The organism is Aquimarina rhodophyticola, assembly GCF_042434915.1.
Classification (GTDB): Bacteria; Bacteroidota; Bacteroidia; order Flavobacteriales; family Flavobacteriaceae; genus Aquimarina.
Window position 1 is genome coordinate 547,825 of record NZ_CP170198.1, and the last position, 20,903, is coordinate 568,727.

At 33.3% G+C, this 20,903-nt stretch carries 21 protein-coding genes; 12 read left to right on the forward strand and 9 right to left on the reverse strand.

The genetic code is table 11. The features are described from left to right. Positions 1–98: 98 nt before the first annotated feature. Positions 99–1,547, reverse strand: a complete 1,449-nt coding sequence (locus tag ACE939_RS02445) for a glyceraldehyde-3-phosphate dehydrogenase (protein WP_378187193.1) — start codon at positions 1,545–1,547, stop codon at positions 99–101. A gap of 131 nt (positions 1,548–1,678) precedes the next feature. After that, positions 1,679–3,097 carry a trypsin-like peptidase domain-containing protein gene (locus ACE939_RS02450; RefSeq protein ID WP_378187194.1) on the reverse strand — a complete coding sequence of 473 codons (1,419 nt, stop codon included), beginning with the start codon at positions 3,095–3,097 and terminating at the stop codon, positions 1,679–1,681. 155 nt (positions 3,098–3,252) lie between these two features. On the opposite strand from ACE939_RS02450, the gene dapF reads away from it, so the two are divergent. The 4 genes from dapF (at position 3,253) to ACE939_RS02470 (ending at position 6,543) form a co-directional block, all read left to right on the forward strand. Beyond that, on the forward strand, positions 3,253–4,041 hold the full coding sequence (dapF, locus tag ACE939_RS02455; protein WP_378187195.1) for a diaminopimelate epimerase: 789 nt from the start codon (positions 3,253–3,255) through the stop codon (positions 4,039–4,041). Beyond that, on the forward strand, positions 4,035–4,565 hold the full coding sequence (locus ACE939_RS02460; RefSeq protein WP_378187196.1) for a GNAT family N-acetyltransferase: 531 nt from the start codon (positions 4,035–4,037) through the stop codon (positions 4,563–4,565). Before dapF ends, ACE939_RS02460 begins: the two co-directional genes overlap by 7 nt. Further along, positions 4,556–5,599, forward strand: a complete 1,044-nt coding sequence (gene mltG / locus ACE939_RS02465; RefSeq protein WP_378187197.1) for an endolytic transglycosylase MltG — start codon at positions 4,556–4,558, stop codon at positions 5,597–5,599. The genes ACE939_RS02460 and mltG overlap by 10 nt, the downstream gene beginning before the upstream one ends. Positions 5,600–5,859: 260 nt before the next feature. Continuing rightward, positions 5,860–6,543, forward strand: coding sequence for a peptidoglycan-binding protein LysM (locus ACE939_RS02470; protein WP_378187198.1), 684 nt, complete (start codon positions 5,860–5,862; stop codon positions 6,541–6,543). 78 nt (positions 6,544–6,621) lie between these two features. On the opposite strand, the gene ACE939_RS02475 is transcribed toward ACE939_RS02470, so the two are convergent. The 3 genes from ACE939_RS02475 to dnaA form a co-directional block, all read right to left on the reverse strand. After that, positions 6,622–7,350 (reverse strand): SAM-dependent methyltransferase, encoded by a 729-nt coding sequence (locus tag ACE939_RS02475; RefSeq protein WP_378187199.1) that lies wholly within the window; start codon positions 7,348–7,350, stop codon positions 6,622–6,624. 209 nt (positions 7,351–7,559) lie between these two features. Then, positions 7,560–8,045 carry a low molecular weight protein-tyrosine-phosphatase gene (locus ACE939_RS02480; protein ID WP_378187200.1) on the reverse strand — a complete coding sequence of 162 codons (486 nt, stop codon included), beginning with the start codon at positions 8,043–8,045 and terminating at the stop codon, positions 7,560–7,562. A gap of 57 nt (positions 8,046–8,102) precedes the next feature. Beyond that, positions 8,103–9,530 (reverse strand): chromosomal replication initiator protein DnaA, encoded by a 1,428-nt coding sequence (dnaA, locus tag ACE939_RS02485; protein ID WP_378188409.1) that lies wholly within the window; start codon positions 9,528–9,530, stop codon positions 8,103–8,105. A gap of 193 nt (positions 9,531–9,723) precedes the next feature. On the opposite strand from dnaA, the gene ACE939_RS02490 reads away from it, so the two are divergent. Next, positions 9,724–10,140, forward strand: coding sequence for an acyl-CoA thioesterase (locus ACE939_RS02490; RefSeq protein WP_378187201.1), 417 nt, complete (start codon positions 9,724–9,726; stop codon positions 10,138–10,140). On the opposite strand, the gene ACE939_RS02495 is transcribed toward ACE939_RS02490, so the two are convergent. From ACE939_RS02495 to ribD, 4 genes are read right to left on the reverse strand one after another with little or no spacing between them, the layout of a single operon-like run. After that, positions 10,137–10,742 carry an IMPACT family protein gene (locus tag ACE939_RS02495; protein WP_378187202.1) on the reverse strand — a complete coding sequence of 202 codons (606 nt, stop codon included), beginning with the start codon at positions 10,740–10,742 and terminating at the stop codon, positions 10,137–10,139. The two genes, ACE939_RS02490 and ACE939_RS02495, sit on opposite strands and share 4 nt — an antisense overlap. A gap of 7 nt (positions 10,743–10,749) precedes the next feature. Further along, entirely contained in the window at positions 10,750–11,619 is an 870-nt protein-coding gene (locus ACE939_RS02500) for an EamA family transporter (protein WP_378187203.1), read from the reverse strand. After that, entirely contained in the window at positions 11,616–12,227 is a 612-nt protein-coding gene (locus ACE939_RS02505; RefSeq protein ID WP_378187204.1) for an HAD family hydrolase, read from the reverse strand. The genes ACE939_RS02500 and ACE939_RS02505 overlap by 4 nt, the downstream gene beginning before the upstream one ends. Continuing rightward, complete coding sequence (ribD, locus tag ACE939_RS02510) at positions 12,220–13,266, reverse strand: bifunctional diaminohydroxyphosphoribosylaminopyrimidine deaminase/5-amino-6-(5-phosphoribosylamino)uracil reductase RibD (protein ID WP_378187205.1); 1,047 nt, start codon at positions 13,264–13,266, stop codon at positions 12,220–12,222. Before ribD ends, ACE939_RS02505 begins: the two co-directional genes overlap by 8 nt. A 245-nt stretch (positions 13,267–13,511) precedes the next feature. Here ribD and ACE939_RS02515 point away from each other — a divergent pair, with 245 nt between their 5' ends. The 7 genes from ACE939_RS02515 (at position 13,512) to dapA (ending at position 20,741) form a co-directional block, all read left to right on the forward strand. Continuing rightward, on the forward strand, positions 13,512–13,997 hold the full coding sequence (locus ACE939_RS02515) for a GNAT family N-acetyltransferase (protein WP_378187206.1): 486 nt from the start codon (positions 13,512–13,514) through the stop codon (positions 13,995–13,997). Positions 13,998–14,013: 16 nt separating this feature from the next. After that, positions 14,014–14,892 carry a peptide chain release factor N(5)-glutamine methyltransferase gene (gene prmC / locus ACE939_RS02520; protein WP_378187207.1) on the forward strand — a complete coding sequence of 293 codons (879 nt, stop codon included), beginning with the start codon at positions 14,014–14,016 and terminating at the stop codon, positions 14,890–14,892. Continuing rightward, positions 14,889–15,479, forward strand: a complete 591-nt coding sequence (locus tag ACE939_RS02525; protein WP_378187208.1) for a TIGR00730 family Rossman fold protein — start codon at positions 14,889–14,891, stop codon at positions 15,477–15,479. The genes prmC and ACE939_RS02525 overlap by 4 nt, the downstream gene beginning before the upstream one ends. Positions 15,480–15,506: 27 nt before the next feature. Further along, positions 15,507–17,501 carry an NAD-dependent DNA ligase LigA gene (ligA, locus tag ACE939_RS02530; protein ID WP_378187209.1) on the forward strand — a complete coding sequence of 665 codons (1,995 nt, stop codon included), beginning with the start codon at positions 15,507–15,509 and terminating at the stop codon, positions 17,499–17,501. A 1,154-nt stretch (positions 17,502–18,655) separates the two neighbouring features. After that, complete coding sequence (locus tag ACE939_RS02535; RefSeq protein ID WP_378187210.1) at positions 18,656–19,240, forward strand: hypothetical protein; 585 nt, start codon at positions 18,656–18,658, stop codon at positions 19,238–19,240. A gap of 84 nt (positions 19,241–19,324) precedes the next feature. Continuing rightward, positions 19,325–19,864: a DUF6913 domain-containing protein gene (locus tag ACE939_RS02540; RefSeq protein WP_378187211.1), complete on the forward strand. Its 540-nt coding sequence runs from the start codon at positions 19,325–19,327 to the stop codon at positions 19,862–19,864. A gap of 1 nt (position 19,865) precedes the next feature. Continuing rightward, positions 19,866–20,741 (forward strand): 4-hydroxy-tetrahydrodipicolinate synthase, encoded by an 876-nt coding sequence (gene dapA / locus ACE939_RS02545; protein ID WP_378187212.1) that lies wholly within the window; start codon positions 19,866–19,868, stop codon positions 20,739–20,741. Positions 20,742–20,903 lie beyond the last annotated feature (162 nt).

Sequence of the window (20,903 nt, forward strand, 5' to 3'; positions counted from 1 at the left end):
AAAATACTACAACGCCGAGTTTGAACCAGTTAACAAAGTCATAAAACAAAAAAGGTGCTACAAAAATGTAGCACCTTACATTTGTGATTTTACAAGGATTAGTAATAGGTATAACGTCTTACTTTTGCAATGTACTTTGATAAGCGAATTACTTGATGGCTGTAACCATATTCATTATCATACCAGACATATAAAACAGCATTTTCTCCTGAGTTATCTACAATTGTAGCATTACTGTCGTATATTGATGGAGCTGAGGATCCTACAATATCGCTTGATACTAATTCATTATCAAGAGAGTATTTGATTTGCTCAACTAAATTTCCTTCTAAAGCATATTTTTTTATTGCTTCATTCATAGTTTCAACAGAAGCTTTTTTGGATAAATGGAGATTAAGAATTGCCAAAGATCCATTAGGAACTGGTACACGAATAGCGTTTGATGTAAGTTTGCCTTCAAAACTAGGAAGCGCTTTGGATACAGCTTTTCCTGCTCCTGTTTCTGTTATTACCATATTGAGAGCAGCTGCACGGCCTCTTCTGTATTTTTTATGCATATTATCGACCAAGTTTTGATCGTTTGTATAGGCGTGGATTGTTTCCAAATGTCCATTGGTTACTCCAAATGTATCTTCGATAACTTGTAGGATAGGAGTGATGGCATTGGTTGTGCATGATGCTGCCGAGAATATGTCAACAGTATCAGGATTATGTTCTTTGTGATTTACACCATGCACGATATTAGGAATTCCTTTCCCCGGTGCAGTTAATAATACTTTATCTGCTCCTTTTGATTTTAGGTGTCTGCTTAATTCTTCTTTATCTCTAAAAGCACCCGTATTGTCGATAATTAGAGCATCATCAATACCGTAAGTTGTATAATCGATCTCCTCTGGTGCATTGGCGCTAATGATACGTACAGTAGTACCGTTGATTAATAAGGACTCATTTTCTAAATCAATTTCTACCGTTCCTGCAAAATCTCCATGTACAGAATCACTGCGTAGCAAGGAAGCACGTTTTTCTAGTACATCTTGAGTTATCGCGCCACGAGTTACAATTGCGCGTAATCGTAATTGACTTCCTCTTCCTGTAATGGTCATTAACTCACGAGCAACCAAACGCCCAATACGACCAAAGCCGTAGAGTACTACATCTTTTGGCGTAATCGTTTTGAATTCTTTTGCATCCTTTAATTTCTCCATGATAAAAGCAGATGCGGACTCAAATTGACTTCCGGCCAAGTGAAATTCATATGTAAGTTTACCAATATCTAATTTTGCTGGAGGAAGATCCATTTGTTTGATAGCTTGGGCAATCTCGACAGAGTCAAAAATTGAAATTGGCTTTTGAACAAATTTGCCAGCGTATTCGTGAAGATTCAGAATTTCGCTAACATTTTTATCTATTAATTGATTACGAAACAAAACCAATTCAATAGAATTGTCATACCATAAATCACTTACTGTTTTAATAAATGCTACCGTGGCACGACGTCTGTCTGCTTGGAAAGCTAATTCCTTTTCATAAACTTCGTTAGAGCTCATATTGTGTTGTGTTTTTACTAGGATGAAATTTCGTGCAAAAGTATATATTTCAATCGTTTTCGAGAAAGAAATTTGAATAAAAAATCCCAATATGCTTAGATATCGGGATTTCATTTAATACGTCGTTTACTTTAATTAAATATAAATTCGCGCTTTGTTCCATTGCGATCTACCAAACTTATTATAATATCTTCATTTTCAGATTTACTTTCAATGATGTTTTTTACATCTAAAACAGAATTTATTTTTTTGTTATCGACCTCTGTAATAACAATGCCTTTTAAATCATAGCGTTGCATTCTAGAACTTAGTGACTTGTTTATAACAACACCATGCGTTAAATTGAATTTTTCTAAATATCCTTTTGGAGGATTTATAACTTCTACACCAACATCTTTTATATGATATACCTGGATCTCATATTTTGAAAGTGTCACGGGAAACGTTAATTCTTTACTTTTTCTAAGAATTTTGACCTGTATAACATCATCAGGACGTTTACTGTTTACATATCCAGTTAAATCTGCAAATTTACGGATAGGTAGTCCGTCAATTTCTTTTATTAAGTCTCCTTCTTTTAAGCCTGCCTTTTTTGCGCCACTATCTTCATCTACATAAGCAACGAATACACCTTGGGCATCTTTTAAGTCGTATGCTTCTATAGCTTTTGGTGTTATGTTTCCACCGCGTATTCCTAGAATACCCCGTTGTACCTCTCCAAATTCAATAATGTCGTCAATAATTTTCTTAGCATTGTTCGAAGGAACCGCAAAAGCATATCCTACATAACTTCCTGTTTGAGATGTGATTGCAGTGTTTATGCCAATGAGTTCTCCTTTGCTATTAACCAAAGCACCCCCGCTATTTCCTGGATTGATCGCTGCGTCTGTTTGAATAAATGATTGAACGTTATCATCATATTCATTCAAATCTCTTGATTTAGCACTTATAATGCCTGCTGTCACAGTCGAAGTCAAATTAAAAGGATTACCTACTGCAAGAACCCATTCACCAATTTTGGCAGCATTACTGTCTCCAAAAGGTATATACGTTAATTTTTCTTCAGATTCTATTTTAAGTAACGCAATGTCGGATTGCGGCGATGTACCAACAACTTCTGCCTTATACGATTTATTATTATTTAGTGTTACTTCTAATTCTGATGCTCCAGCAATTACATGATTATTTGTAATAATGTAACCATCCTCGGTAATAATAACTCCAGAACCCGCTCCTTGTATACGACGCTCTTGAGAGGAGCCACCACCATTACGTAAAAATTCCATTAAATTACGGGGTGTCCTAGTGGTACCATATTGTTTAACATGCACAACTGCATTCACTGTCTTTTGTGCAGCTACAGTAAAATCAATATTCGTAGAAGCATAGGAAGATGTAGTGGGTGTGTATGCGGTAGGAATATAGGGCGATTGTGATGTAGTGGGTGTTGATACTATAGAGGTTTCTTTCTCAATAAAAAATTTGTACGCAGCTAAGGTTATCCCACCTGCGAGTACAGCTACAACTAGTAAACTCAAAAATTTTCTCATCTTCTTTCTCTTTTTTTAAATTTAACACGTACTCTAATTGACTAAAAATAACTTTAAAAATTACAATTAAAGTATAAAATAATTACATTTTAACGCGATCTTAACAATGAAAATATGTCAACAATCTTTGTACCTTTGCGGTTTAAGTATATTTCATGACCATTACATTTTATAAATATCAAGGAACAGGAAATGATTTTATAATCATTGATAATCGACAACGTATAATCTCCAAAAATGATACCAAAAAAGTAGCAAGACTTTGTGACAGAAAATTTGGTATTGGAGCAGATGGATTGATGCTACTAGAAAAGTCAGAGGATCCAAAAGATGATTTTAAAATGGTATACTTTAATGCAGATGGTAATGAAAGTTCTATGTGCGGAAATGGAGGGAGATGTTTAGTTGCATTCGCACATAAACTAGGGATTATAACAGATACAGCTACATTTACAGCAGTTGATGGTAAACATTATGCTACTATTAAAGATTTTATTGTTAATCTTCAAATGCAAGATGTGACCACCGTTGACATATTTGAATCACATGTCTTTCTCGATACAGGATCGCCTCATCATATCTCATTAGTAGATGATGTTGCTATGCTTGATGTTGTAGCTATAGGGAAAGGAATCAGAAATGGAGCTCCATATTTCGAAACAGGCACAAATGTCAACTTTGTAGAGCAAAAAGCTTCTAATCATTATAAAGTTCGCACCTATGAAAGAGGAGTAGAGGATGAGACCTTATCTTGTGGAACAGGAGTAACGGCTGCTGCTTTGGCAATGCATGCTACAAATAGAACATCTGACAATAGGATTAGAATCGATACGTTAGGAGGAGAATTACAGGTATCATTTACTACAACTAACAACGGGCAGTATACAGATGTAATTTTAAGTGGCCCTGCGGTTTTTGTCTTTAAAGGAGTGATCGAATGGTAACATTAAAGGGAGAATTAATTTATTTAAGAGCTTTAGAGCCAACAGATCTAGAATTTATTTATGCTATAGAAAATGATGAGAAAGTATGGGAGGTTAGCTCCACCCAAACTCCTTATTCACGATTTTTGATAAAACAATATCTAGAAAATTCTCATCAAGATATATATGAGGCAAAACAATTGCGTTTGGTAATTTGTACTTATGACGATGCGATTTTAGGATTAATCGATTTGTATAATTTTAATCCTACCCATGCTCGTGTAGGTGTTGGTATATTAATAGCCGAAACAGCTAATAGGGGTAAAGGTTACGGATCAGAAGCATTACAATTAGTGATACAATATGTGTTTACCTATCTTCATGTGCACCAATTGTATGCAAATATAGCTGAAAAGAATAGTAGGAGTTTAAAGCTTTTTGAGGCTAATGGGTTTAAAAAAGTAGGAATTAAAAAAGATTGGAATCGCGATAAAGATGGATTTCAAAATGAATTGTTATATCAATTAATAAAGGTATGTATATAAAAAGAATTTTATTGATTATTGGGTTAATAGGAATGATTGCAGGTGGTGTTTTTGCTTACTATGTATATACTGCAGTATTTACTCCTAATACTAAATTTGAAGGGAAGACAGCAGCGGTATACATTCCTTCAAACACCACATATACCGAATTTATAGAATTAATAAGTCCTTATATTAAAGATATTTACAGCTTTGATCGAATAGCTAGGAGAAAGGGGTATATTCAAAATATCAAAGCAGGACATTTTATCCTTACCCAGGATCAAAACAACAATCAAATTGTCAATACGCTAAGAAGTGCAAATATTCCTATTAAAGTTACATTTAACAACCAAGAACGCTTAGAGAATTTAGCTGGTAGAGTGGCAGAACAAATAGAGGCAGATAGCTTATCATTATTAAGAGCTTTTAAGGATTCTGTTTTTTTACAGAAAAACGGGTTTACAAAAGCAAACGCATTAGGGATGTATATTCCTAACAAATATGAGTTTTTTTGGAATACTTCAGCTGAAAAATTTAGGGAGCGTATGTTAAAAGAATATCATTCTTTTTGGAACGATGTACGACAAGCCAAAGCAAAGAAAAGTGGACTTACGAGACATCAAGTAGCAGTTATCGCGTCAATTGTTCAAAAAGAAACTGCGCGTATAGATGAGCGCCCTCGCGTAGCTGGTGTATACATGAATCGCTATAAGAATGGCTGGAAACTGGATGCTGATCCAACCGTTATCTACGCGATTAAAGACAAAAATAACGATTGGGATATGGTTATTAAACGCGTGTTGTATAAAGATTTAGAAATCGATAGTCCATATAATACTTATAAGAATAGCACCTTGCCTCCTGGTCCGATTGCAATGCCCGATATTTCATCTATTGATGCGGTTTTAAATTATGAATCACATGATTATTATTTTTTTGTAGCGAATGTGGCTAAACCTGGGTATCATATGTTCGCAAAAAATATGGCTCAGCATAATCGCAACAAAGCGCAATATGTAAAATGGATAAATAATCAAAAAATTAGAAGGTAATATCTCTTAAATTTACATAACATAATCATAAATTTTATCTATAGATTTAACAAATCCTCTAGGGTTATGAGTAGATATTATGGAATTGTATAAGTGGTGTTTTAGTGTGTGATCTCCCATTTTTATTGACCTTGCCTATGCGATAGTACAGCTTGTTTGTTGGTGTAATCTATTGTTTTTCAATATTATAAATACTTTAACACAGGTTAAAGAACTATCAAAAAAAAGATCGTATATTTGCACGGCAAAAATTTAAGTAGATGGGGACATCTTTTGATGGCTACTTAGAAATTTTTTATATGATAAAAAAGGTATTAGTATTATCAATAGTGTTACTTATAGGTGGAGGTTTATTACCTAGTTTCACAAACAAGAAAAAGGTAGATTTTAGTGAGTATAGCACTTCGGGTTTAGATCTATTTTATATAGCACCAAATTTTAATGAAATTGAAGACGAATCTTTAGATTCTTTTATTTCACCAAATCTAGGTAAGTCTTACATCGGTTTTAAGGAAGCTGTTGCTTTTAAAGAATCTAGAGGGGATTATACGGTTATTAATCAATTTGGATATTTAGGTAAGTACCAGTTTGGCAAAGGTACGCTTGCTTTAATCGGTATTTATGATACAAAAGCATTTTTAAACTCACCAGAACTTCAAGAAAAAGCTTTTTATGCAAATGCTTCTAGAAATAAATGGGTATTACGTCGTGATATAAATTGGTTTGTTGGGCGCACTATGAATGGTGTAGAAATAACAGAATCTGGTATTTTGGCTGCAGCGCACTTGGCAGGTCCTGGTGCTGTCAAAGAGTACTTACGAAGCGGAGGAGTTTCTGGTTTTGAAGATGCTTTTGGTACAACCATACGATACTACATGAAAAGATTTATGGGCTATGATACATCTACTATTATTGCTGACAGAAAGGCTAAAGTTTCTCTCTAATATTAACTAGGTTTTTATGGATTTATTGTAATCTGCTAAAGATTTTTAATTTTAAGAATTTAGCTATATTAATCCAAACTAATCTTTTTGAATTATAAACATAGTAGGTCGTTTATGTAAATCGATAGTTATCTTGTTCCACTCTGCAATAGTTTTGGTAACTATATATTCTGTAGTTAAGGTAATGTCACAAGCAATGCATAGTCTTGTGTTAGATTGTAAAATAGACTTTAAATCTTCTAACATTTTATCATTACGATAGGGCGTTTCGATAAATAATTGAGCTTGATTTTTTTCTGATGAAATTCGTTCTAGGTGCTTGATAGTTCCTTTACGCTCTTGTTTGTCTATTGGTAGGTAACCATTGAACGCAAAATTTTGACCATTCATTCCACTGCTCATCATGGCGAGTAATATGGAGGATGGCCCTACCAGCGGAGTTACTTGAATGTCCTTCTCATGTGCCATTCTTATAATTTCTGCACCAGGATCTGCTATTCCTGGGCATCCTGCATCAGATAAAAGCCCAACAGACTCACCATTAAAGCAAGGATCAAGAAAACCAGGGATCTCTTCCTCATTTGTGTATTTATTAACCGTATTAATAATTAAAGAACGTTGAGATTTACTAGGGCTTATTTTTTTTATAAAACGTCTTGCTGGTTTTTCATTTTCGACAATGTAATGATTGACTTGTTCTAAAACCTTTTTTATGGATATAGGAAGTACCTCTAAAGGTACATCGTCACCAAGACGAGTTGGTATTAAATACAAACGTCCTTTAGGATTTAATGATTTAGATTCCATAGGTGTATTTTTGGTATTCTTTGGTTAAATTCAACTGTCGTAAGTAGCAAAAGAAATTATACGATATTTTTGGGGAAGCATCGAATAATTTATGCTTAAATTGAAAAAAAATATATTACAATAGTACTAATTTTTTCGGAATTCAATACCTATTTCTTTTGACTCGATCACTTGTAAAAATTGAGAGCGTTTTTTTATTAAGCACTTACTTAATTGGATTCAAAGATTTTTAAAGGACCGTTTTTTAATTCTGTAGCAATTTTGTTTGAAGCTTCTTCTAACATTTTAAAAACATTTTCAAAACCTGTTTTACCTCCATAATAAGGATCAGGAATATCGACACGTTCATTTAAAAAAATCATATCCATGATTAAACGTATCTTTTGTTTGTCCTGGTTACTTCGGGCTAATTTGTATAAGTTTTCTTTGTTTGATTGATCCATGGCAAAAATATAGTCGTAGGTGTCAAAGTCTGTTATAGTAAACTGTGCAGCACGCTGATTGGTTAAATCAATGCCGTACTTTCTTGCAATTTCTATAGATCGCTCATCCGGCAGATTTCCTACATGATAATTACTGGTTCCGCAAGAGTGCACGTTGTACAAATTTTTATCCAGTTTTGAAGCTAAAATACCTTCGGCTAAAGGTGATCTGCATATATTGCCTAGACAAACCATAAGAATTTTGGTTTTCATTAGTTAAGCTATTTTTAATAAAATATTTAATACAAATTATTTGTAGGAGAGTCTAAGTTACAAGGTTAGTTTTTTACCTAGATCTTCGACGTATTTTCTAAATTGCTTATCTGTTGAGGATAAATTATCTACAGTTTTGCAGGCATGTAAAACGGTAGCATGGTCTCTCTTGCCAATTTGTGTGCCAATACTAGCCAAGGATGCTTTGGTGAGCTTTTTTGCAAAGAACATGGCTAATTGTCGAGCCTGTACAATATGACGCTTTCTTGTTTTGGATTGTAATGTTTCAACATCCATTTGGAAATAATCACTAACTACCTTTTGTATATAATCTATTGATACTTCTCGTTTGGTGTTTTTGACATAGTTATCTACAATAGCTTTTGCAAGATCAATAGTAATGTCTTTTTTGTTGAATGAAGAATGAGCAATTAATGAGATGATTGCACCTTCTAGCTCTCGAATATTTGTTTTTATATTATTTGCTAAGAACTCAACAATATCTTCTGGCATTTCTACGCCATCACGATAGAGCTTATTTTTGATAATTGATACCCTTGTTTCAAAATCAGGTTGATGTAGTTCTGCGGATAGACCCCACTTAAAACGAGATAATAACCGTTGTTCAATATCTTGCATATCTACAGGAGCTTTGTCACTAGTCAAAATAACCTGTTTACCATTTTGATGCAAGTGATTAAAAATATGGAAAAAGACATCTTGAGTCCCTGCTTTGCCTGATAATAATTGTATATCATCAACGATAAGAACGTCTATGATTTGATAAAAATGAATAAAGTCGTTACGATTATTCTTTTTTACAGATTCAATATATTGCTGAGTAAATTTTTCAGCAGATATGTACAGAACTGTTTTTTCTGGATAGTTGTCCTTAATATTAACACCAATAGCATGTGCCAAATGAGTTTTTCCTAAACCTACTCCACCAAAAATCAATAATGGATTGAATGAAGTTCCGCCAGGTTTATTGGCTACTGCCATCCCAGCAGAGCGTGCCAGTCGATTTGAATCTCCTTCTAGAAAATTCTCAAAATTATAACTAGGATTGAGTTGAGATTCTATCTTTACATTGCGAATACCCGGAATTATAAAAGGGTTCTTCAACTCAGGGTTTCTGCTTTTGACAGGAACATCAACTTCTTGAGAACGAACGGACATTCTATTGGCACTAGGGATTTTTTCGGTAAATGGCTTTTTGTTACCGTAGGTATTCTCCATTTTAATCACATACACCAGTTTTGCATGCTCACCCAACTCGCGGGTTAGAGAAACTTTGAGTAAATTTACATAATGTTCTTCTAGCCATTCGTAAAAAAATTTACTAGGGACTTGAATACTTAGAGCGCTATCCGTAAGCTTTACAGCTTTGATGGGTTCAAACCAAGTTTTGTAAGCTTGTGGAGTAATATTGTCTTCTATAAAAGACAAGCAATTCTCCCAAACTGATTGCGCAGTTACATTCATTATAGTATTCTGGTTTCTGTCTTTATTGGTTGTATTCTGGAAATCTATGTAATTTTCCGTACTTTTTTGCATGACAAATATGTGAACAAATATTGTAATAAAAAAATCTATTGGGTGTTGAATTTTAATTATTTTTTTCGCATACTTATAAAATTCTAATGTTATTGTTTAATATCAATTTTTAACAATATTTATGTCTATTATAACCAATTCTACACTTAAAGTGCGCTATTGTGAAACAGATCAAATGGGTGTTGTACATCACTCAAACTACGCCAAATATCTAGAGGTTGCTAGGATTGAATGGATATCTCAATTAGGCTTTTCTTATAAATCAATGGAAGATGATGGTGTAATGCTTCCTGTACTTACTCTAGAATTTAAATTTAAGAAATCTGCCTTCTTTAACGACGTTTTAACTGTTAAAACTAAGATTAAGAAAATTCCTACATTTAGAATACAGTTTGAGTACGAAATATACAATCAAAGTCAAGAATTATTAACAATAGCTTCAACAGATCTTGTTTTTGTTGATGCGGTTACTAGAAAGCCTATGCTTTGTCCAAAACCTATTCTACAAAAAATTGAAACACTATTCGAATCTAATTAAAGCATTTTTACTTGTACTTCGTATAATCCTTCAAAAATTTGAATAATTTCTTGTAATTTATTTTTACGAATGCTCAATGTTAGTCGACAATCTAATCCCAAATTTTGTTCAATAATGTCTAATTGTCTAGCTTTAATAACTCGCATTACTTTGTTCATGTTTTTGTAGTCAAAAATTAGCATACAGTAATGATTTATTGTTTTACGAACAATACTGGATGCTTCGAGACTCATTTGTGCGGTGGATTTGTAAGCAGATATAAGGCCTCCAACCCCAAGTTTAATTCCGCCAAAATAGCGTACAACAACAATAAGTATATTGGTAACCTCAAAAGATAAAATTTGACCATAAATAGGTTGTCCTGCAGAGTTTGAAGGTTCTCCATCATCATTAACTCTGTAAGAAGGGTTTTCAATACCTATTTGCCAGGCATAGCACCAATGTCTAGCTGCATGATGATCTTTTTTTAATTGATCGATGATTTTTTTTACTTCATCATCAGACGTAACTGGAAAGGCATATCCAAAAAACTTACTGTTTTTATCTTTATATAAAATTTCTTTGCTTGGTTGTTCTATCGTTTTATATGTGTCGTCAATCATAGGAGTGTTATATTGAAAATGCGACCAAAAGTATACTGACAATTGCTAGTATGATACCAATCCAATTTTTAACTAGTAATTTTTCTTTAAATAATATGATTCCTGTAAGTGTTGTAACTAGTAGAATAGCTACATTATTAATGGTAAATACCGTTGAGCTATCCAAATTTTGACTACGTAGTGCTTGTATCAAAAAGTATATCGAACCATAGTTTGGAATTCCTAGAGCAATGCCTCCCACGATGTTTTTAAACTCAATTCGAAGTTTTTTTCTAATCGCTTGATATATTAACGATATAATTCCCAGTACCGCTGCACTTCCAAAAATTGTAGCAGAAAAGACGGGTACATCGTTTTTAGAAACATAATGAAGTTCCATATACTTTAACGTTGTATCTATAAATCCGCTTCCTATAAAAACAAGTATGGGGAATATGATATTTTCTTTTTGTATCCTAATACCAGTTGATTTTTTAATTGATGTAAAATAAACAGCAAATAACGCGACAATAATTCCTGTTATTTTATAAACTCCCGTAGTTTCATGATATACGATGATGCCAAAAACTATAGGAATCGCTACACTCATTTTACTAGCTACCGCAGCTACCGATAATCCATTTATTTGTGTAGTTATCGCCATACAATTAAAGATGAGAATAAAGACCAAGCCCAAAAGTAGCGCGCCTATAAACCATTCCTGATTTGGAAGAGCGGGTAATTCAATAGCTTTATCGTATGCAAGTACGCCCGATGTGCAAGCGAAAATGTAATTAAATACAATTGCCTGCGTAGTGTTGATATTGTATATTGTAAATAATTTAAAAACAATAAAAATAAGCGTTGAGGCAAATATGCTAAGTAATAAGTAGATCAAAACAGTTCAGATTTAGTAGTAAATAGATCAACAATGTCTTGAGAAGTTGGGTCAATATGCCACGTGTGTATGCCGAGATCTTTTGCCGCCTCGATATTGGCTTTTGTATCATCAATAAAGAGAACCTCATTTGCGTCAAGTTTATGATTTTGTAAAACAAAATTATAAATTTCGTAATCAGGTTTGCGTACTCCTATCTCATGTGAAAGATAAAAGTAGTCGAAGCATTGTTTGAAATCCTCATAAAACGAAATATTTTGTTCTATCCATTCGATATGTAAAGAGTTTGTATTGCTTAAAAGTATAAGCTGATATTTTCTTTTATTGTACAATTCTTTAATGAAATTAAATCGATATGTGGGGAAATCCAAAAGTATAGAATTCCATCCTTCTATAATTAAATTGGTAGTTTTTTGGTTTAAAAATTCTTGATATGTTGATAAAAAGGTATGTGTGCTAATTTGTCCTATTTCAAAAAGTGTATCATTTTTAGATAACAAATGAGTAGCGGCTTGTAATGATTTTAAATTTTTAAAATACTTATTAGTAGCGTTTTTATCAAGGTTGATAAAAACATCGCCAAAATCAAATATAATAGTTTTAATCATTGTGGTATACGGTTAATAAATCTGCTCCGATATAGGTGCTAATTGGTTTGTATCCTTTAATCGAAGGGCCTAAAGTTCCTTCTTTAAAAAATGTTTTACCTGTAAATACTCTCGCTTCATCCCATAAATCAAGATCAATAAAGCTTTGTAGTGTTGTTGCTCCGCCTTCTACAATCAGGGATTGTATTGATCGTTCGTACAAAGCTTGGCAAATTGATTGAATAAGGTTTTTATCAAAATCGACTTTAATGTATTCAGTTGTACTGTCTGGAGTAGTTTCGATAGGTGTTTCAACAAAACAAATTGTTCTGGCAGTTGTGTCAAAAATTAAAGAGTTTTTGGGAACCTTATTATTCTTATCAAGTAAAATTCTCACTGGTTGATTACCTTGCCATTCTCTTAACGTTAATCTTGGGTTATCTAGTGCAGCAGTGCGAGTGCCTACGAGAATTGCTTGTTCTTCGGCTCTCCATTGATGAACTAATTGTTTTGCAGGTGCTTGTGTGATCCATACAGGAGCTCTTTCTGTTCTCAAATTAGTTGGAGCTATAAAATGTTCTTGCGTTTCAGCCCATTTAAGAATGATATAAGGTCTCTTCTTATTATGAAAAGTAAAGAACCTACGATTGAGATCGTTACATTCATTTTCTAATATACCAACAGTAACATCACAACCGGCTTGTATTAATTTTTGAATCCCACGTCCACTAACTTCAGCAAAAGAATCAATAGTGCCAATGACGATTTTTTTTATTCCTTTTGCAATAATTAAATCACTGCAAGGGGGCGTTTTTCCAAAATGGCTACACGGTTCTAAGCTTACATACAGCGTCGCTTTTGTTAGTAATTCAGGTTTTTTAACCGAGTTAATAGCATTTACCTCTGCATGCGCTTGCCCAGCTTGATAATGCCATCCCTCACCAATAATTCTATCCTCGTATACAATAACGCATCCCACCAAAGGATTTGGATAAGTGCTTCCTAAACCGTTTTGAGCGAGTTGTATACATCGCCGCATATATTGAGAATGTTTTTTCAACTTTTTAATATTGTGGTTTTACGGTAACTAAATCTCAATTGAAATTCACGATTTGCTATTCTTTACTTCGAGATATAGCATTATATTTGTTTTTTAATTGTAGTTTTTGGTAAAATGAAATTTTCTGTAATTCACAGAGTCAGTATAACCTTGTACATACAATTATAATTTAAATTCTATCGGGTTTAATTGAACCTGTAATATCCAAGAATTTAGACTAAACAAAAATACTATTAATAATACAAATGAGCACATTAATACTACGTTCGCTTCAACCAGAGGACAATCCAATAATAGCCAAAGTAATACGTGATGTTTTGATAGAAATGAACGTTCCAAAAGTTGGTACTGCTTATGAAGATGAAGCGCTAAACTATATGTATGAGACATATGATAAGCGCAATAGCGCTTATTTTGTTGTTGTAGAAAACGGTAAAATTTTAGGTGGAGCAGGCATCGCACCCTTGGCAGGAGAAAAATCAACTATTTGTGAGTTGCAAAAGATGTATTTTCTTTCAGAAGTACGCGGTCGTGGTATAGGGTATACAATGATGCAAAAATGTTTGAAATTTGCCAAAGAACACGGTTACGAACAATGCTACCTCGAGACCATGCCTTATATGGAGTCTGCTCGTAAATTATATCGTAAAGTGAATTTTGAATCTCTTTCTGCACCAATAGGAGCTACCGGTCATTATAGCTGTCAAGAATGGATGATCAAAACATTGTAAAGAATACGTCTTTGGTATGATACACAGGCCAGTAACGATTAAAACATATAGAGAACATTTTTTAAATACTCTTAGTCCTCTGTATGGCATAGACGAAGCAACATCTTTTTTTTACATACTAACCCATAGTTATTTAGGGCTAAGTCGCGCCCAAGTCGCACTCTCTCTAGCTCAGGAATTAGCACCCAGTGATGCTGTGATTTTTGAGAAGGCAGTAGCGCAATTAAAAAACCAACGACCTATTCAATACATTCTTGGTGAAACAGAGTTTTTTAGTTTGCCTATTCAAGTGGATCAAAGCGTATTAATACCGCGTCCTGAAACTGAAGAATTAGTAGCTTGGATTATAAGTGATCTAGAAAGTAGACAAAGTTCGTCGATCAAAATTTTGGATATTGGTACAGGAAGCGGGTGTATTGCAGTCTCTCTAGCAAAAAAAATCCCAAAAGCAGAAGTTTTTGCATTAGATCTTTCAGAAAAAGCAATTCAAATAGCATCAAAAAACGCTAGGTTAAACCAGGTCACTGTAAATTTTATCACGGCCGATGTTACCGATGATGCTCTGGTGTTGCCTCATAAGTTTGATATTATCGTTTCGAACCCTCCTTATATACGAACTGTCGAAAAGCAAGAAATTTTGCCAAATGTCTTAAATAATGAACCTCATATGGCGCTTTTTGTCGAAGATGATGATCCATTGCTTTTCTATAGGAAAATAACCAAATTAGCAAATACATACCTTACGAATAAAGGCGTATTATATTTTGAAATCAATCAATATCTAGGAGCGGAAACATTGAAATTAATCAGTGATTTGGGGTTTGATACTGTAGAATTACGTAAAGATATATTTACCAATGACCGTATGATTAGAGCTAAAAAAAAATCGAAATGACACTATTAAATTCGGTAGCAGTTTTTTGCGGAAGCAGTGAAGGTAATGATCCTCAAATAATAAATGAAGCCAAGTTATTGGGTGGGCTTTTAGCAGAAGAAAAGATTCGTATAGTGTACGGCGGTGCAAAAATAGGAATAATGGGAGAGGTAGCACAAAGCGCGCTTAACTCTGGTGGAAACGTAATAGGAGTTCTGCCAAGATTTTTAAAACGCAAAGAAGTAGCTCATCTAGGTTTAACCGAATTAATAACAGTGGATACGATGCATCAGCGCAAACTTAAAATGCATGAATTAAGCGATGGTTTTATCGCTTTGCCAGGAGGTTTTGGTACCTTGGAGGAATTATTCGAAATTTTAACTTGGGGGCAGTTAGGGCTACATAAAAAACCTATTGGCTTACTTAACGTAAACGGTTTTTATGACGATCTTCTAGCTTTGTTAAAAAAAATGGTGCACAAAGGATTTCTTAAACCCGATAATCACGAATTGATTCTAGTTGATAAAAGTGTGTCAAATTTGTTGCAAAAAATGAAAAGTCACACTAGTAAACAAACACCAGCTTGGTTAACACCCGACAAAATGTAATAGTAACTAATTGTTTTAGTAAGAAGTATGAAAGTAGAAGAGCAAATAAAAGCGCTACGTGAGGAATTAAGGCGTCATAACTACAATTATTATGTGCTAGACAAACAAGAAATTTCTGATTTTGACTTTGATACAAAGTTGAAAATGTTACAGGACCTCGAGGCTCAATATCCAGAGTTTTACGATACAAATTCACCTACATTACGAGTGGGAGGGACAGTAACTAAAAATTTTAATACTGTTACACATACGCATAGAATGTATTCTTTGGATAATTCGTACTCTAAAGAAGATCTTTTGGATTGGGAAAATAGAATCAAAAAGCTCGTTGATGGTCCAATTCAATACACTTGTGAGCTCAAGTATGATGGGGCTTCTATTAGTCTAACCTATAAACAAGGTAAATTAGTACAAGCGGTAACGAGAGGTGATGGCTTTCAAGGGGATGAGGTGACAAATAATATCAAAACAATTAAGTCTGTGCCACTATTGTTAAAGGGTAAGTATCCAGATATATTTGATATTAGAGGGGAGATTGTTTTACCCTATAAAGGATTTACTATGATGAATGAAGAACGAATAGCTGCTGGAGAGGAACCTTACGCCAACCCTCGTAATACAGCTTCGGGTAGTTTAAAGCTTCAAGATAGTAGTGAAGTAGCAAAACGTCCTTTAGATTGTTTGCTATATACTATAGTAGGGGATCATTTAGAATTTGATTCACATTATGAAAGCCTAGAAAAGGCTAGGTCATGGGGCTTTAAAGTACCTAAAGAATCAAAATTAGTAAATTCAATTGATGAGGTGTTAACGTATATTACCTATTGGGATCAACATCGTAGTGATTTACCATATGAGACAGATGGTGTGGTTATTAAGGTTAATGATCTATACCAACAAGAAGAACTTGGGTTTACAGCTAAAGCTCCACGCTGGGCTATGGCTTATAAATTTAAAGCTGATCAAGTGCGCACAAAGTTAAAGGCCATAACCTATCAAGTAGGTCGTACGGGGGCAATTACGCCGGTAGCTAATCTTGATCCTGTAACCCTTGCAGGAACTATTGTTAAACGTGCTTCTCTTCATAACGCAGATCAAATAGCAAAACTTGATATTCGGGTCGATGATACTGTATTTGTTGAAAAGGGAGGTGAAATTATACCCAAGATTGTTGGAGTAGATTTAACGCAAAGAGTTGTGCAATCAAAACCAACTTCTTACATACAAAATTGTCCAGAGTGTGGAACCAAACTTTTACGAGCCGAAGGAGAGGCTCAGCATTATTGCCCAAATACTTTTGGTTGTTTCCCTCAAATTGTAGGTCGCATACAACATTTTATTTCGCGTAAAGCAATGGATATAGAGGGATTAGGTGGGGAGACCGTAGCACTGTTAGTAAAATCTAATTTGATAAAAGATTATGCTGATCTATATGCATTGAAAAAACAAGATATTTTGCCTCTAGAGCGTATGGCAGAAAAAAGTGCAGATAACCTGATTGAGGGAATTCAAAAATCGCTTGCCATACCTTTTGAACGAGTTTTATTTGCTTTGGGAATTAGGTACGTCGGAGAAACCGTGGCAAAAAAATTAGCCAAACATTACAAATCTATTGACGCAATTATGGCTGCTACAAAAGAAGAAATGATTTTGGTTGATGAGATAGGTGTTAAAATAGCCGAAAGTGTTGTGGACTTTTTTAAACAACCTTACGCCTTGTTGTTAGTTGACAGGCTGAAAGCCAGTGGAGTACAATTAGAACTTTCTGCAGATACTTTGGCGAGTCAAACTACTATTTTGTCCAATAGTACTTTTGTAGTTTCTGGTGTTTTTAATAAAGTAACCAGAAGTGAATTAAAAAAGCTAATCGAAGATAATGGTGGTAAAGTTTCGAGTGCAATATCCGCAAAAACTTCGTTCCTGATAGCAGGGGATAAAATGGGGCCTAGTAAACTGCAAAAGGCAAATACCTTAGGGGTTTCAATTATTTCGGAAGATGATTTTTTGGCTATGTTAGGGTGATTTGGTACACCTGTTTTGGGTAATTTGAAAGTACATTTTGATTATTTGATCTTACTAAGGAATGGTGTCATTTTTTGAGATTAAACAATAAAGGCTTTAAAATAAAATCTTTAGTTGCTTAATAATTAGTGAATTAAATTTGGTTAAATTTGAAAAGATTGTCATAAATTCGCGCAATTCTTAAAATTTTAACGGAATTATAGGTGTAAAAAATGACGAGTTACCAATTTTATATAATCCTACTTTATAGGCTAGTATGCTATAGATTATTCGTGATTTTTAAAGTACGGAATTTAAATATATCTAGTGTATGAAAAGGACAATACGCTCATTTATCTATCCATTATTCTTAGCTTTATCATTATTAACCATGTTGCTTAGCATTTTTTCACACGATTATGTGAATTATTCTAAGCCTTTTGTTTTGTTAGTTTTACTAGTATATTATATAGTTCATGTAATTAAAATAAATTGGTTGGTTCTGTTAAGTATCTTCTTGATTCTGGTAGCCGAGATATATGCGCATCTGGATTTTTATAGGTATTTTGAACAAATAAGTCTTATGATGGCTGCTTATTATTTGATTTTGAGTGTTTTATTTGTAAAAAGTTTGAGAAAATTAAATTTCAAGAATTTATTGTCTCTACAACTCTTAGTTACAATGTCATTGATTCTTTATCTTTTTTATGCAATAACAAATCTTATTTTACCTAAACTATTACTCTATCAGTGGCATTTGTTGTGTGTGACCATAGCATTTGTATTATTTTTAACCATTTCTTACTATATCTATTTGAATAGTAAGGTTGAGGTCGGTAATTCTATTATGATTGCAGCTTCCTGTTTCTTGATTGTGAATATATTGACAACCTTAAACGAGTTGTACGTATACGTGCAATTGTTTTATTTGATTATTATTTTTTTGCAATTAGTAGGTCAATTTTTCCTTATTCGTTTTTTTGTCACTCAAGATCAATTAAAATCTAACCTTGATACTATAGCGTAATGATTATTAAAATTAGAGTTCACCATATCGAAAAATGAGTAGAAAGAATTATCTTTTTTTTATTACAATGTTGATTATTTTGGTTGCGATAATTTTATCATTTGATAGAGATAAAATATTGTTTTTAAAGCCGGTTATACCTCTTTTTTTGATAACTGTATTTTTTAAAAATAAACGATGGAGCCATGGATGGTTTTATGTAAGTATGCTTTTAATTATAGTAAATGATACTTTGGTATATTTGGATTTTTCTGGGTACTTCCGTGCTATAGCCATTTTTATTTCGATATTCTATATAATCTGTACTATAACTCTTAGAAAATTTATAAAGCTTGAAAGAATAAAAGCTTCCGAACTCGTTACCTTTCCTGTTATAACCAGTCTTTTTTTAGTGGTGTATCTCATGATTTCGGTTATTGATATGATAGCACCTTATGTCAAAAATGCATTGGGATATTTTATAGCTATTTTTATTACACAGCTTACATTTGTCGGAGCTTGTGTGTATGTATATTTTGTAAATAAGTATAAAGGAAGTTTTTTGCTTTTTATAGCAGCCTCTTGTTGCCTATTTGTAAACGCTTTTCTACCTGTTAATGAGTTTTATTTCTATCATGTTGCCTTTACTGTAGTTATAAATATAGCCGAATCCTTAGGCCTATTTTTCTATACTAAATTTTTGATCGAAGCATCTGAAAAAAAATGTATTCATGAAGAAAATAATTATTTATAAATAAGTTAGATTACATTCATTTTTCCTAGATTGGGATATTATAAGTTTATTCAATGCTTTTTTTAAATCATAAAATGGCTACATTTGTCATCTAATTTTTATTTAATGATTTTAAAGGGGCTAAAGCGAAATGCGCTGAAACGGATTATTGAAGCTCAATTAACAAATAGGAACGTTCAGCAAGTATCCCAAATTAAAAGTATTGCTATCTTGGTAGAGAGCGAATTTTTAGACGAAATTCCTAACTTTAAAAAATTCAGTAAAGAGATAGGGGTTGGGGTTGAAGACTTTCATATTATCGAATATCAATCAAATAATAAAGAATCGGGATCTTTACATAGTAAAGTGTGGTATACAGATAAAGCTTTTACCTATAAAGGACTTCTAATCGAGGAAGACTTAAAAAAACGAGTAGATCATTCTTATGATCTTCTAATCAATTTTTATAATACAGATATTTTAGAACTTAATTACATTGCTTCTCTGTCAAAGGCTAAGTTTAAAATTGGGTTTTCAGAAGTTGACTCTCGAATCAACGATTTATCAATAGGTACCTCAATAAACGAGGTTACAATATTTATCGAAGAATTAAAAAAGTATCTTAAAATTTTACAATTAATATAATATGAGTAATGTTCTTAAAGGGACTGGTGTTGCCTTGGTAACACCTTTTAATAAAAATGGAACTATCGATTTTTCAGGATTGTCAAATCTAATAGAATTTTGTATAGCCGATGGTGTAAATTATTTAGTAGTGTTGGGCACAACAGCAGAATCGGTTACGCTTTCGACAGACGAGAAACAAGCGATCATTGATTGTGTGGTTACCACCAATAAAAACAGATTGCCACTAGTGCTAGGAATTGGGGGTAATAATACAGCAGCGGTTATTGAAGAAATTAATGCTCGAGATTTGTCATCTTTTGAGGCAGTTTTATCAGTAGTTCCTATGTATAGTAAACCTACACAAGACGGGATCTATCAACATTATAAAACTATAAGTCAAGCATCACCAAAACCAATAGTGCTATATAACGTTCCTTCTCGAACAGGTTGTAATATGACAGCAGACACAACCCTAAGACTGGCTCAATTAGATAACATTATAGGTATAAAAGAGGCTACATCAGATATGTCTCAGGTTCTTAAAATATTAAAAGATCGACCCAAAGATTTTCTAGTTATTTCTGGTGACGATGCGCTTGCACTATCATTGATAATGGCGGGTGGAGATGGTGTTATTAGTGTTATTGGTCAAGGTTTTCCGAAGGAGTTCTCAAAAATGATTCGATTAGGACTCTCAGACGGCAAAAAAGAAGCATTTGACATTTTATATGAGCTACTTCCAATTATTGATTATGCTTTTGAAGAAGGGAATCCAGCTGGAATAAAACAAATTTTGAAAGAGAAGTCTATATGTGAAAATTTTGTTCGTTTACCTTTGGTAGCAGCTTCTTCCAATTTGTCTCATAAAATAGCCACTTTTGTAAACTCAATATAAGGTCAATAATTTGAGCTATATGGGAGCTGTTAATTTTCTTATGATTAATTATGCTTTTACTAAATTGGAAACTGCAACATTACAGTTAATCGCGCGTCATTTATAAGAGAAATTAAAATTTTTTAATACGGTAGAAATAGCTATTTTTGCCAGATATTTTTT